This is a genomic window from Pseudoalteromonas sp. S1609 (genome assembly GCF_005887255.1).
Taxonomy (GTDB): Bacteria; Pseudomonadota; Gammaproteobacteria; order Enterobacterales; family Alteromonadaceae; genus Pseudoalteromonas.
This window is the reverse complement of the sequence record NZ_PNDJ01000039.1, coordinates 1-13,331: the sequence shown is the minus strand read 5'-3', so window position 1 is coordinate 13,331 and position 13,331 is coordinate 1. Positions and strand designations below refer to the sequence as shown.

Sequence of the window (13,331 nt, the reverse complement as noted above, 5' to 3'; positions counted from 1 at the left end):
ATTAAAACCCCTTACTTATGCTAGCCATCTCTTGGGCTACGCCGGTAACAATTGTTAGTTGGTGTTTACTTTTGGAGCCGTACTCTATGGTTGTAGAAACTTGCACCATGTTGCATGAAATGCCAGCAGTAAAATTAAAACGACGAGGGCATTCTAAATCAAGTACACCATTGTTTAAGTTAATCATATTGCTTTTCATATCATCGCGTTCAGCCATAACAACACCGTTATCTGATACTTCTTCAGGGGTTAAAAAGAACTGATTAGCAGCCCCTTTACTAGCTTCATCAGCAATAATGCGCTGTACTTCACCAATTAGTTGATTTTCTGCAACTTCACGCTCTTGAGCTGCATTTGTAATTTTAATATCAATACTGCTGCTACTCATTAAAGTAACCGCAATTCCTGTCACTGCTATCACCATAATAAGTGCTGTAATAAGTACAACACCCTGTTGTTTCTTTTTCATATGAGTTAAATACGCCATAAATTTGCTCCCACATTATTTAAACGAATAGTCGTCGTGAAAACAGTTCGTCTGAAATTATCTGAAAAAGTAAGAGAGCGACTATTAGCATCTTCCCCTAATATGTACGTTTGGTTCTTAATTTTAAGGCCTGGATCTGGCTGCAATGCTCTGATCAGTAAGAAAACTTGTACTGTTAAAATACCTCTACGGTTTTCCCAGTCGCTGGCGTTCATATCACTGATGCTTTTATAGATATCAACGCGACTATCGTTGGTAGTATCTAAACCAAAAACAAAACGCATATTTTCCACGCCTTCCATTATAGTTTCAGTATTTATAGACCCGCCTACTAAACGCTTTCGCATTAGTGCCGGTACAGTAAGGTTCTTATTATTTACCGTATAAGTTTGCTCTGAAATATAATAGCTGTGATGACTATACGGCCATACCGACGCATTGATATTTACGCTAGTAGGGTCAACAATACCTCGCTCAAAGCGTGCATTTTCTTGCTCAGCAATAAAATAATTCTCATCGCTTTGCGTTTCATTAACACCTGAGGCATCAACTTCTAGTTGATTACCTTGTAAAAACTTAACCTGTAAAATATCAGTCCCTTTAATTGGGTTTTTTACACAGTTGAGCTCATTAGAACTTGCCGCCGTTTTAGCGTATAAAGATCTAAAGTTACTACTACTCGTTAAATCTGGAAAACTGCCATTGTTAGCTCCTTCAAAGCAGTCATTAGTAGGATTTGACAATGATGATGTGTTTGCAGCGGTAAATGAATCATCATAAAATGTTCCCCAAAAACCAACTTGCTCAATATCTCGTTGCATAATATTTATAGCTAAACGGCCTGACTCTTGTAACTCGCCTATAGTCATTGTGTCTTTGGTGGTTACTTTCATACCGATATAAGTAAACATTACCCCACCCAAAATTAATCCCCCTATAAATAGAGATATCATCATTTCAATGAGTGTAAATCCTGTTTGCTTCATTTTAGCTCCTAACGTATACATAGCTATTAAGCACGACTAAGCGACGCTTTTTATCTGCGACGCCACAACTAATCTTACCTGTCGCCTCACTTGCTTTAAATTCTTGTCGACCCTGCCAAGAAACAATAACCTCAAGGTTATATGCTTTCCCACCAGAACCCGCTACCACTTCAGGGTTAATACACACAGTTGCACCATCAAGTGATCCGGTATTCTCTCGGGCTCGAATAGCACGTTTCCATTGCTCGATATCTAAACTAGCTATTTGCGCGTTGCTACATGAGCTTGTAAAACATGTTTTAGACGATTTCTTAGTGGTTTCACTAGTAAACTCTACATCGTAAAGGGTCGCGAGCTGCGAAGTATCATTAGCTCGAATACGTTGAATAATATCATTACCAAGCGCAACAGCAGCAGCACGTTGCATTGAATCAAAGCTTGCTTGCTTTGCTTTTGCTTGCATGGCTACAGCGCCCAATAAACCAAAGCTGAGAATAATAAACGCAATTAGGACTTCAATAAGGGTAAAACCTTTTTGCAATTTAAACGTACTCAAATACATAGTAAAACCAAATAATAATTACCTGATAATAAGTGTATGCAATTACAGATTAGATTCAACTAGAACCATGACTAACGGTTAATTATGTTGATAAGCGGTTAATAGGTAGGCGTATTAAAGTTCACTTTTTACGCTTTTGAGTGCACGACGACTTACAGCTAACAAAGTAGTACAACCATCAAGTTCAATAACATGTTGATGGTTTTGAAGCGTATGTAGGGCAATAATTTTGTTTTTATTCACCAAAGTATGTCGATGAATTCTTAATAAATGATGCGGGTATTGCATTTCAAGATGCTTTAAACTGTCCTCAATTAAAGCTTCCCCTTGATCAAACACAACCTTGGTATACTTTTCCTCTGCGTTAAAATAAAAAATACTCTCTATTTCAACACTTCTGATAGTGCCAGCCAGTTGATACGTTACTTTTTCTGTTTGTTGCTGTTGCAGATGTACTCTGTTTAAACGTCCTAGCTGTTGTAATGCATGTTGCAAACTTTTTACTGATATAGGTTTTACCAAATACCCTGCTGCATTTAGTTGCAACGCATCAAGTGCATGCTCAGGGTGAGCAGTTATAAAAATAATTGCCGGCGGAACCGCAAAGCTATTGAGTTGATTGGCCACTTCGATGCCATTTAAGCCTGGCATATCAACATCTAAAAACACTAAATCAGGCTGAAGTTTTTTTATTTTTATTAAAGCGTCATTGCCATTACCGGCCTCACCTTGCACTTGAATAGATGTATGGCTCTGACTAAGTAAACGTTTTAAGCGTGCTCTGGCTAAAGGCTCATCATCTACAATCAGTGCATTCATAACATGTGCTCTGTTTGTTTTGGAATAACCACTTTAACTCTAAATTTATTTTCTTTGTTAGTTATTGTCAGTTGCGCCTGATCTTTATAATAAATACTTAAACGAGAACGGATATTATCAATTGCCATACCGTTATGCTCTCTAGTATTAGCCGCTTCAGCAGACACAGGATTAGTTACAATCAAGGTTAAATAATGTGTTGTAACATGCAGTTCAATACTAATGGTAGCACCACTTTGGCTGGGCTCTACACCATGGCATACTGCGTTCTCTACCAAAGGTTGTAATGTTAGATATGGAATATAGAGCGCAGGGAGATTTTCTGGTAATGACCACTTAACCTGTAAGCGCTCAGCAAAACGCCATGACTCAAGAGCAATATATTGTTTAGTTAATACTATTTCATCACTGAGTAATACACTTTGCCCTGACCGCATTGCAGCCTGCGAAAGCGCCGCTAATGCTAAAATAGCATGCTCTGCAGCCTCAACATCATGATGCGTTAATTCTGCTGCCGTATTCAAACTATTATATAAAAAATGGGGTCTGATCCGCGCCTGCAAAGCATCAAGCTCTGCACGAGAGAGTGCTTTGGCTTGCTGTTCTTTTTCAAAATGAATAAGCAAAAATTGTACAAAAAGTGAGGTAAGCAAAAATACAATAATGCAATTACGTAACACAAAAAACGTAAGTTGTTTTTCGTTTTCTATATCAAAAGCAATATGAGAAAAAGCCAGACTAAATAAAGCAGTACTCAAACTATATACAGCAATAAAAAAACTAAGCTGAATAAACTGAGGCTGTTTTGCAAGAAATCGGCGACAAATATATATAAAAGAGGTGCTTACTAATACGGTTACATGGAGAAATAAACTAATCTCTCCCAAATGCAGCCATATCTCACCGCCAGCATTAGGAGCAAAAGCTAAAATAATAGCCACGACTTGGGTTACTATGAGGGATGCAAGTACACCACGCTCATTAAAAAGGGCCGAAAAAAGTAGTGCATCTGGTGTCAGTTGCTTACTCATTCGACTCTCCTTTTATCTATTAATAGACTAACGCAGCTCTACTGGCACAGCAAAAACAATGTTTTCTTCTTCACCTGGGTTTTCTGTTACTTGTTTGCCACCAAGCTCTTTTAAGCGTGTAATGACTTGCTGAACTAATACTTCAGGAGCTGACGCACCGGCAGTCACACCTACACTGTTGATACCATCAAACCATGATGCTTCAACATTACTAGCATCATCTATTAAGTAGGCTTGTGTACCCATTTTATCGGCAAGTTCCCGTAAACGATTAGAGTTAGAGCTATTTTTAGCACCCACAACTAATAACACATTCACTTTATCAGCTAAATCACGAACCGCATCTTGGCGGTTCTGTGTTGCATAGCAAATATCATCTTTACGTGGACCATCAATTGTAGGAAATTTACTACGTAAAGCATCAATCACATCGGCAGTGTCATCTACTGATAGAGTTGTTTGGCTGCAGTAAAAAAGGTTATCCGCATTTTTTACATCAAGCTTTAATACATCATCAACTGTTTCAACAAGATAAATACCACCTTGCTGATTATCGTATTGCCCCATGGTACCCTCAACTTCAGGGTGTCCGTGGTGACCAATTAAAATGCATTCAATGCCTTTTCTACTAGCACGGGTTACTTCCATATGCACTTTAGTCACTAATGGGCAGGTTGCATCAAATACTTTTAACTCTCTACGTTTAGCCTCTGAGCGAACAGCCTGAGATACACCATGAGCACTGAAAATAACAATACTATCGTCAGGAACCTGATCAAGTTCTTCAACAAATACGGCACCGCGATTTTTTAAACCATCAACCACATAACGGTTATGCACCACTTCGTGACGCACATAGATTGGCTTTTCAAAAATATCTAAAGCGCGCTCAACAATACTAATTGCGCGGTCAACACCGGCGCAAAAGCCTCGTGGATTAGCTAATAATATTTCCATTAGCCTTGCACCTCAATAATATCAACCTCAAACGTTAAACGCTGACCCGCTAATGGGTGATTAAAATCGATAGTAACTGACTCACCTTGCACTTCACGAACCAAACCCGGAAGTTCAGTACCATCAGGTTGAGTGAACGCAATAATCGCACCTACTTTAGCCGGTGTTTCTGCACCAAACTTACTACGATCTACATAATAAATATTATCTGGATTTGGTTGACCAAAGGCATCTTCAGGCTCAAGCTCAAATGTTTTGCTTTCACCCGCGGTTAGGCCAAGCAAACATTTTTCAAAGTTAGCGGTTAAACTGCCATCACCCATAGTGAGCTTGGCAGGTTTGTTATGCACTTTTGTTGAGTCAGCGGCAGAGCCATCTTCTAGTTTAATAGAAAAATGAAAAATAACGTCTGAGTTTTCACCAATTACAGCTTGGCTCATGCTTTATGCTCCTTTGGTTCTTCGCCTGTAAAGGCGTCAAATAGTAATAACGCAGCGCCTACACAAATAGCACAATCTGCAATATTAAATACGGGGAAATGTGAGTCTTCGTAAAACACATGTAAAAAGTCAATAACGTAACCATAAGCAACACGGTCGTATAAGTTACCAATAGCACCCGCTAACACTAACGAGTATGCACCGCACAATACTTTATTAGACGCAGGAAGGCGCTTTAACCACCATACCAACAAACAACTAATTGCAATTGCTATTACACTTAAAAACCAACGTTGCCAGCCACCCGCTTCGCTTAAAAAGCTGTAAGCTGCACCGTAATTATGTACATAAGTGATACTAAAAACAGGCAGTAGATTAATTGACTCACCATAGGCCATGGTGTTTACAACCAGTGTTTTACTGGCAAAGTCTATTACTAGTAGTAATAGACTCAACCAAAGCCACACTAAACCACTTTTTTGGGCTAGTTTGCTCACTAAAAACAACTCCTAAGCGAATTGACGCTTTTCACCTTCACCGTCAACGTTACTAACACAACGACCACAGATTTCAGGGTGCGCAGGCTCAACGCCTACATCTTCACTATAATGCCAGCAACGCTCACACTTTTTAGCATCAGTTGCTGATACGCTAATGTATAAACCTTCAATTTCGGTTGCTTGTGAGTCTGCAGGCTGGCTCTCTACTTCAGTAACATTTACAGCTGAAGTAAGTAACACAAAGCGAAGTTCATCACCTAGTGCAGCCAGTTTTGTAGCAAGTTCTTTACTTGCAAAAAGATTAACCGTTGCTTGTAATGTAGCGCCAATCACTTCTTCTTTACGTGCAGCTTCTAGCAGACGGTTCACTTCGTCACGCACATTTAAAATAGCTTGCCAATCTTCATTACTAAACTTGGTCGTAGTTGGCGCTTGTAAGCCCTCATACCAAGTTGAAGTAAATACATAGTCACTGCGCTCACCTGGAAGTGCTTCCCAAATTTCTTGTGCTGTAAAGCTCATGATTGGTGCCATCCAACGCGTCATTGCTTCAGCAATGTGGTACAGCGCGGTTTGACAAGAACGACGTGCATGACTGTCGCTTTTTGCCGTGTACTGACGATCTTTTATAACGTCTAAGTAGAACGAGCCTAACTCGCCGGTACAGAAGTTCATTAGCTTTTGCGTCACTAATAGCATTTGGTAGCTATCGTACGCCGCTAAAATATCATCTTGTAACTGTGCAGCACGCCCTACAATCCACTTATCAAGCTCAACCATATCATCAATAGCAACTTGATCTGTTTTTGGATCAAAACCGCTAAGGTTAGCAAGTAAGTAACGGCTAGTGTTACGAATACGACGGTAGCGATCTGCTGAACGTTTGAATATTTCATCTGATACCGTCATTTCTGCCGTGTAATCAGTTGATGCTACCCATAAACGTAAAATATCAGCACCTAGTTTATTCATCACATTTTGTGGTGAAATAACATTGCCTAATGACTTAGACATTTTGCGGCCGTTTTCATCAACCGTAAAGCCATGCGTAAGTACTTGCTTGTAAGGTGCATGACCATTAATTGCCACAGAGGTCATCATTGATGACATAAACCAACCACGGTGTTGATCTGAACCCTCTAGGTATAAATCAGCAGGACCGGTTAAATCTTCACGCGCATCAACAACACAGGCATGAGTTACACCTGAATCAAACCACACATCGAGTGTGTCTTGCACTTTCATGTATTGTTGTGCGTCTTCTTCACCTAGTAAAGTAGCTGGGTCTAAGTCATACCAAGCTTGAATACCTGACTTTTCAACAAGCGCTGCTGCTTGCTCAATCAGCTCTTGAGTATTTGGGTGTAATGCACCCGTGTCTTTATCAACAAACAGCGCAATAGGTACACCCCAAGTACGTTGGCGTGAAATACACCAATCAGGGCGGCCTTCAACCATGTTAGCAATACGGCTTTCGCCCCATTCAGGTAACCACTGAGTATTTTTAATTTCAGCCAGTGAATCTTGGCGCAAGTTAGCCTGATCCATGCTAACAAACCATTGTGGTGTGGCACGGAAAATAATAGGCGTTTTATGGCGCCAGCAATGTGGGTAGCTGTGCGTTAATGCATGATGATGCATTAGGGCATTATTTTCTTTTAATACCTCAATTACACTCGCATTGGCTTTAAACACATGTTGACCGGCAAATAATTCAGTATCAGGTAAGTACACACCGTTTGCGCCAACAGGGTTAGCTACTTCAAGGTTGTACTCAAGGCCTGCCACGAAATCTTCTTGACCATGACCTGGTGCAGTATGCACGATGCCGGTACCAGAATCTGTTGTTACGTGCTCAGCAACAATAACAGGAACATTAAAGTCATAAAAAGGATGTGCTACGGTTAAGTTTTCAAGTGCTGCGCCTTTAACATAGCCAAGGATATGGAAATGGTTAAAACCAAAACGATCCATCGCATCTTTAACCAGCTCAGAACCTATAATAAGACGTTGCTGAACGCCTTCATCTTCTACTTGTACTAGCGCGTATTCTAAATCAGCATGTACAGCTACCGCACGGTTTGCAGGCAAAGTCCATGGTGTCGTAGTCCAAATGACGGTTCCTACGCTACCTGTTCCTGTATGGCCAGCCGCTAAATCAAACGCATTAACTACCGCATCTTGATCTGTAAAAGTAAAACGTACATCAATAGCTGGAGATTGTTTATCTTGGTATTCAACTTCGGCCTCAGCTAATGCTGAACCACAATCTGTACACCAATGCACAGGCTTAGCACCTTTATGAAGGTGACCATTTTTTATAATGCGGCCCAGTACACGGATGGCATTAGCTTCAAAGTCGAAGTTCATTGTTAGGTAAGGTTTATCCCAATCACCAAAAACGCCTAAACGTTTAAAGTCTACTTTTTGGCCTTCCACTTGCTTTTTAGCATAGGCACGACATTTCTCACGAAACTCTGCCGCAGTTACCTTAACACCGGGTTTACCAACTTTTTTCTCAACCATTAACTCGATTGGTAAACCATGACAGTCCCAACCTGGTACGTATGGCGCATCAAAGTCTGATAAAGTTTTAGACTTAACAATAATATCTTTTAATATTTTATTTACTGAGTGGCCTAAATGGATATCGCCGTTTGCATACGGAGGGCCGTCATGCAAAGTGAAAGTTTTTTTACCTTTCTTCGCGCTGCGAATTTGACCGTATAGGTCGTCTTCATACCATGCTTTAAGCATTTTTGGTTCACGTTGTGCCAAATTGCCACGCATTGGAAACATTGTTTCCGGTAAATTCAAAGTATGTTTGTAGTCGCTCATTAATCCTACTTTCCGTTTCTATCGGCTACCTAATTTAAACCAAAACACTGCTTAGCGGCGGCAACATCGGTTGCTATTTGTGCCGTCAGTTGTGTTAATGTCTCGAATTTTTTCTCATTGCGGAGCTTTTCAATTAACTCCACATGCATAAATTGTCCATAAATATCTTGTGCAAAATCAAAAAGATGAACTTCCAATAAGGCACGAGTTCCATTAAACGTGGGTTTGTTTCCAATGTTAGCCACCCCAAAAACTTGCTTTCCTGCGATCATCACTTGAACCGCAAATACACCATTGACCGGACAAACTTGACGTTTTAGCGCAATATTTGCCGTTCTAAAACCCAGTTCGCGGCCTTTTTTCCAGCCATGAATAACACGTCCGGATATTGCATAATTATGCCCAAGCATAACTTTTGCACTAACTAAGTCACCTTCAGCAAGTGCTTCTCGTATCAAGGTACTGCTTACTCTAGCATTTAATTGCCTAAAGCTGGCAGTGCTTTTAACACTCATTCCCACTTGGGTGCCCATAGTTGCCAATAGACTAAAGTTACCTTGGCGCTGTTTACCAAACCTAAAATCATCACCAACCGTTAATGCTTTAACGCCCAGCTTTTTAATTAAAATATCGCTAACAAACTGCTCAGCATGCATGTTTGCAAAAGCCTGATTAAAGCTAATACAAATAACGCGTTCAATTCCTAAGTTACTCAATAGACGAAGTTTATCACGCAGTCGAGTCAGCCTAGCCGGAGCGTTATTTTTTGCAAAAAACTCCTGTGGCTGAGGCTCAAATAACATTACGGTGCTGGGTAAATTATTTTCTTTTGCATCAGCTAAAAGCCCTTTTAATACGGCAGCATGACCCAAATGAACACCATCAAAATTACCAATGGTCAGCACACAACCAAAGTGTTGTGGGCGTATATTGTGTATACCTCTAATTAACTCCATGCCACCTAATGCCTTTTTCAGCGAGCGATAAAATGCGACCTTGGGCCGCAGAGTGTACGATTATAATCTTTTTTTTAATTTGATTCAGTAATTGCTACACTTTTTATCGTATTTAGTCTAACACCCATCAAAAACAACATAAAAAAGTAACTAACAATCGCAATAATTAATAACACAACCAATAACATAACTTGTTCGCTAAAGTGCCAACTAACCCAGTCATATTGCCTACTGGTAAACCAAACCAATGCGCCCATTGTTATACTTGCCAACAAACACTTCAAAGTGAAGTAGCCACTCATGCTGGAAAACTGATAAACATTCTCTTTTTTAAGCTGTCGATACAGTAAGTAGGCATTACAACTTGCCGACATTGAGGTTGCCAGAGCCAAACCTAAATAGCCAATAAATGGTGCCAGCATAATATTAAACACCATATTTAGTACCAAAGTAATAATACCAATGCGTACCGGTGTTTTAGTATCTTGGCGAGAATAAAACCCAGGCGCGAGCACTTTAATTAACATAAAACTGACTAATCCCACTGAGTAGGCAACCACCCCTAAGCTCACCGCCTTAACATGATCGATGCCCGCTTCTTTGAAAGCGCCATGATCAAACAGCACGGTAATAATAAGCGGGCTTATAATCATCAATCCTATCATTGCTGGAAGCCCTAAAAAAATCACAAACCTCACTCCCCAATCTAGGGTATGTTGAAAGTCGCTACTTTTTTTACTGCTGTGTAATTTTGACAGCGCAGGCAAAATTACCGTCGCAATACCAATGCCAAATAAACCAAGTGGGAATTCAATCAGTCTATCTGAGTAATACAGCCAAGCGATAGAACCTGTCATCAATAATGAAGCTATTACCGTATCGAGTAATAAGTTAATTTGACTAATTGATACACCAAATAAGGCTGGGAGCATTAACTTGCGTACTTTTTTCACATTTTCATCTTGCCAACCCCAGCGCGGGCGCGCTAGCATTTTTGCTTTATACAAAAACGGCAGTTGAAATAATAGCTGTACCACGCCTCCTAAAAACACGCCAACAGCTAACGCATAAGCGCCTACAGAAAATTGGTCGTGTAATAAAATGGCACAACTAATGATGGATACATTGAGTAACACAGGGGTAAAAGCCGCAACGGCAAAACGATTATAAACGTTCATCACCGCGCCACTGAGCGCCACAAGGCTTACAAAAAACAAATAAGGAAAAGTCAGTTTTAATAGCGAACTAGCAAGCTCAAACTTTTCTGCGTCAGGCCCCCCTTGCCACCAATCAATAAACCAACCAGTACCAAATAATGCAGCAATAACAGGTGATGCTATTACACCAAAAAGTGTCACTATCAGTAAAATAGTGCCTAACGTGCCGGCGGCTTGGGCAACAAATATTCTGACCTTCTCATCGCCTTGCTGCTGTTTAATTTCACTTAATACCGGTACAAATGCTTGCGCAAAAGCCCCTTCGGCAAATAAACGGCGTAAAAAATTAGGAATACGGTTAGCAAATAAAAATACATCGGCCGCAGCGCCTGCGCCCAACAGATTAGCCACGACGGCATCTCGTACTAGCCCTAAAATACGCGAGATCATTGTCATTGCACTTACAATCATCCCAGAACGAAACAAACCTTTTGACACTATAAATCCATATTAAAAACCAGCAATTAAGTTAATTATGCCATAGTCTTTTTTATAAATCGCTTTAAAGCACTAGGCTGGGACCCCTTGCTTTGTTACAATAGCGCTATTAACTGCTAAAGCGGCAAATTGATGTTCGTTATAAGGAGCAGTTTTTCTTGAATTGTTAAAATTAAATTGACATTCATGATAAAAACAGGCATATTCCACGGCCTTTAATTTAAGCTTTATTTAAGATTGTTAGGAGCAAACCTTGGCTAACATCAAGTCTGCAAAAAAACGCGCTATCACAAGCGAAAAAAACCGTCAGCACAACGCAAGCCGTCGTTCAATGATGCGTACTTACTTCAAAAAAGTAATCGTAGCTATTGAAGCTGGCGATAAAGAAGCTGCACAGCAAGCTTTTTCTGTTGCTACACCTATCCTAGACCGTTACGCAACTAAGGGTCTAATCCACAAAAACAAAGCTGCTCGTCATAAGAGCCGTTTAGCTGCTAAAATTAAAGCGCTATAATTTGTTTTTGCAAGATTAAAAAAACCGGCTTTTGCCGGTTTTTTTTTGCCCAAAATAAATACGCCTCTTAAACGTTATCAAGCTCTGGATAAAACTTTTTCAACATCGCCGCAATTTTCTTTGGTGAAAATGGTTTAACCACAAACCCTTTTGCCCCTCTTTCTATCGCATCCTTCACATTTTCAACGCCTGAATGAGCCGACACCATCACCACGTTTGTCTCTGGTGATAACTCATTAATTTGCGCAATAAGTTCTTTACCATCGCCATCAGGTAGTTCTATATCTAAAAATATAATATTAAAATTGGCTGCGCGACACTCGCTAATACACTGCGCGGCCGTTGACGCTTCTTTTACATTCTCTATCCCTAAATGCATTAATGTTTGACTTAGAAAGCTACGCACAGTGCTAACATCGTCAACTATTAAAATAGATAGCTGCGTATTCATATACAATCCTTATAGGCTAAAGCCATGTCTGCGAAGTTGGTGATTTGCTTAAAATACAAATATTTACTTTATTATAGAGGGCTAAGCTAAAAAGGCCAGATTTGCTTTATGTCGAAAACCACAAAAAAAAGTCGCCGCAAAAAAAATAAAGCCGCTACTGTTAAACAAAGATCCAGTAATAAGCTTGCAAACACTGGCTCACAATTAAAACTACACTCAAGTAGCGCAAAGTGTGGCATCAAGTTGACCCTGCTTTTTATTTTCGCGATATTATTATTTATACTTGTTTTAATACCAAAGCCGAGTTTACTTACTTATAAAAAATCATCTATGGTAAGCCAAAGTGTGTATTGGCCAGGGTTGTTTTCAAGCGAACCAAAACTACTGGACTCAACCCTACACCCGCGACTGGATAAGGAGCATAGAACCCTTTACCTATGTATTGATTTACAGCAACCGCAGAGCTGCCAAAAATATCGAATTATTGCTGAGGAAGGAATATTTTCAGTATTGCTTACTTACTTTTAACATTAAAAAAACTAATCTGAAAATTTAAAATTACTTGGTTGAAAGCTGTGCAAAAGATCAACATAATGGCGCTCCTTTTTTCAACAACTGAACTATTGAAACGACCATGCTAAACGAGCTAGATTGGCTTTTAAATACATTACTACTTGCACTAGGTTTAGGTGCATTCTTTATTAACCAACTGACACTGCTTCGCGTTGCAGCGATTAGTGCTTGTGGTTTGTTATTCTTATCATTTAGCTTAGATCTTATGTCGTCGAGTATTATTTCAAATATGAGTTTAGTTTTGATCAACACATTTTATTTGTTTAAAGTTTATACTTTTGGACAATTTACTGTATCTCAGCACTAATTACTTCCCCTTAGAATATTTTATAGCCCAGTTTTTCTGGGCTTTTTTATTCTACAGCTTTAAAAATCTTGGGTCTTAGTTTGAACTAAGTTAAAATTTATCTCGTTTTAGGGTCTGTTGACCTTTCAAGGTTAAATTTGCAGCAGTCTGTTTGGTATTTAGGCAAGGCAGAGCCTATGTGGTGTGGTTATTCCCCATAAATAGGTGATAACGCAGCATCAATGCCAAACAGGCGCTGCCCTTCGGGTTCTGCCT

At 39.8% G+C, this 13,331-nt stretch carries 14 protein-coding genes; 2 read left to right on the top strand and 12 right to left on the bottom strand.

Annotation, left to right across the window (positions count from 1 at the left end; genetic code table 11):
* Position 1: 1 nt before the first annotated feature.
* From CWB76_RS11235 to murJ, 11 genes are all read right to left on the bottom strand, one after another.
* A complete protein-coding gene (locus CWB76_RS11235; protein ID WP_138607632.1) occupies positions 2 to 487 on the bottom strand; it encodes a pilus assembly protein PilX in 486 nt (161 codons plus the stop codon).
* Positions 475 to 1,473 (bottom strand): PilW family protein, encoded by a 999-nt coding sequence (locus tag CWB76_RS11230; protein ID WP_138607630.1) that lies wholly within the window; start codon positions 1,471 to 1,473, stop codon positions 475 to 477. The genes CWB76_RS11235 and CWB76_RS11230 overlap by 13 nt, the downstream gene beginning before the upstream one ends.
* Position 1,474: 1 nt before the next feature.
* A complete protein-coding gene (gene pilV, locus CWB76_RS11225) occupies positions 1,475 to 2,035 on the bottom strand; it encodes a type IV pilus modification protein PilV (RefSeq protein WP_138607628.1) in 561 nt (186 codons plus the stop codon).
* A 114-nt stretch (positions 2,036 to 2,149) separates the two neighbouring features.
* Entirely contained in the window at positions 2,150 to 2,854 is a 705-nt protein-coding gene (locus CWB76_RS11220; protein WP_138607626.1) for a LytR/AlgR family response regulator transcription factor, read from the bottom strand.
* A complete protein-coding gene (locus tag CWB76_RS11215; RefSeq protein WP_138607624.1) occupies positions 2,851 to 3,885 on the bottom strand; it encodes a sensor histidine kinase in 1,035 nt (344 codons plus the stop codon). Before CWB76_RS11215 ends, CWB76_RS11220 begins: the two co-directional genes overlap by 4 nt.
* Before the next feature lie 27 nt (positions 3,886 to 3,912).
* Positions 3,913 to 4,842 carry a 4-hydroxy-3-methylbut-2-enyl diphosphate reductase gene (ispH, locus tag CWB76_RS11210; RefSeq protein ID WP_138607622.1) on the bottom strand — a complete coding sequence of 310 codons (930 nt, stop codon included), beginning with the start codon at positions 4,840 to 4,842 and terminating at the stop codon, positions 3,913 to 3,915.
* Entirely contained in the window at positions 4,842 to 5,282 is a 441-nt protein-coding gene (gene fkpB, locus CWB76_RS11205) for an FKBP-type peptidyl-prolyl cis-trans isomerase (RefSeq protein WP_010391275.1), read from the bottom strand. The genes ispH and fkpB overlap by 1 nt, the downstream gene beginning before the upstream one ends.
* Complete coding sequence (lspA, locus tag CWB76_RS11200; RefSeq protein WP_131690731.1) at positions 5,279 to 5,779, bottom strand: signal peptidase II; 501 nt, start codon at positions 5,777 to 5,779, stop codon at positions 5,279 to 5,281. Before lspA ends, fkpB begins: the two co-directional genes overlap by 4 nt.
* A 12-nt stretch (positions 5,780 to 5,791) precedes the next feature.
* The gene (ileS, locus tag CWB76_RS11195; RefSeq protein WP_138607620.1) at positions 5,792 to 8,620 is read right to left on the bottom strand and encodes an isoleucine--tRNA ligase; all 2,829 of its coding nucleotides are present in this window, start codon (positions 8,618 to 8,620) and stop codon (positions 5,792 to 5,794) included.
* A gap of 29 nt (positions 8,621 to 8,649) precedes the next feature.
* Positions 8,650 to 9,576 (bottom strand): bifunctional riboflavin kinase/FAD synthetase, encoded by a 927-nt coding sequence (ribF, locus tag CWB76_RS11190; RefSeq protein WP_075170608.1) that lies wholly within the window; start codon positions 9,574 to 9,576, stop codon positions 8,650 to 8,652.
* A gap of 74 nt (positions 9,577 to 9,650) precedes the next feature.
* Entirely contained in the window at positions 9,651 to 11,189 is a 1,539-nt protein-coding gene (murJ, locus tag CWB76_RS11185) for a murein biosynthesis integral membrane protein MurJ (protein WP_041709107.1), read from the bottom strand.
* Between the two features lie 295 nt (positions 11,190 to 11,484).
* Between murJ and rpsT the strand changes: the two genes are divergently transcribed.
* Positions 11,485 to 11,745, top strand: a complete 261-nt coding sequence (gene rpsT, locus CWB76_RS11180) for a 30S ribosomal protein S20 (RefSeq protein ID WP_008114420.1) — start codon at positions 11,485 to 11,487, stop codon at positions 11,743 to 11,745.
* Positions 11,746 to 11,812: 67 nt separating this feature from the next.
* Here the strand turns inward: rpsT and CWB76_RS11175 are convergent, their stop codons facing one another.
* A complete protein-coding gene (locus tag CWB76_RS11175) occupies positions 11,813 to 12,196 on the bottom strand; it encodes a response regulator (RefSeq protein ID WP_138607618.1) in 384 nt (127 codons plus the stop codon).
* 634 nt (positions 12,197 to 12,830) lie between these two features.
* Between CWB76_RS11175 and CWB76_RS11165 the strand changes: the two genes are divergently transcribed.
* Complete coding sequence (locus CWB76_RS11165) at positions 12,831 to 13,076, top strand: hypothetical protein (RefSeq protein WP_008114416.1); 246 nt, start codon at positions 12,831 to 12,833, stop codon at positions 13,074 to 13,076.
* Positions 13,077 to 13,331 lie beyond the last annotated feature (255 nt).

Excerpts from the sequence above, each read along its gene's own strand:
- CWB76_RS11235 (WP_138607632.1), bottom strand. The coding sequence starts at position 487 with ATGGCGTATTTAACTCATATGAAAAAGAAACAACAGGGTGTTGTACTT.
- CWB76_RS11230 (WP_138607630.1), bottom strand. The coding sequence starts at position 1,473 with ATGAAGCAAACAGGATTTACACTCATTGAAATGATGATATCTCTATTT.
- pilV (WP_138607628.1), bottom strand. The coding sequence starts at position 2,035 with ATGTATTTGAGTACGTTTAAATTGCAAAAAGGTTTTACCCTTATTGAA.
- CWB76_RS11220 (WP_138607626.1), bottom strand. The coding sequence starts at position 2,854 with ATGAATGCACTGATTGTAGATGATGAGCCTTTAGCCAGAGCACGCTTA.
- CWB76_RS11215 (WP_138607624.1), bottom strand. The coding sequence starts at position 3,885 with ATGAGTAAGCAACTGACACCAGATGCACTACTTTTTTCGGCCCTTTTT.
- ispH (WP_138607622.1), bottom strand. The coding sequence starts at position 4,842 with ATGGAAATATTATTAGCTAATCCACGAGGCTTTTGCGCCGGTGTTGAC.
- fkpB (WP_010391275.1), bottom strand. The coding sequence starts at position 5,282 with ATGAGCCAAGCTGTAATTGGTGAAAACTCAGACGTTATTTTTCATTTT.
- ileS (WP_138607620.1), bottom strand. The coding sequence starts at position 8,620 with ATGAGCGACTACAAACATACTTTGAATTTACCGGAAACAATGTTTCCA.
- ribF (WP_075170608.1), bottom strand. The coding sequence starts at position 9,576 with ATGGAGTTAATTAGAGGTATACACAATATACGCCCACAACACTTTGGT.
- murJ (WP_041709107.1), bottom strand. The coding sequence starts at position 11,189 with ATGACAATGATCTCGCGTATTTTAGGGCTAGTACGAGATGCCGTCGTG.
- CWB76_RS11175 (WP_138607618.1), bottom strand. The coding sequence starts at position 12,196 with ATGAATACGCAGCTATCTATTTTAATAGTTGACGATGTTAGCACTGTG.
- CWB76_RS11165 (WP_008114416.1), top strand. The coding sequence starts at position 12,831 with ATGCTAAACGAGCTAGATTGGCTTTTAAATACATTACTACTTGCACTA.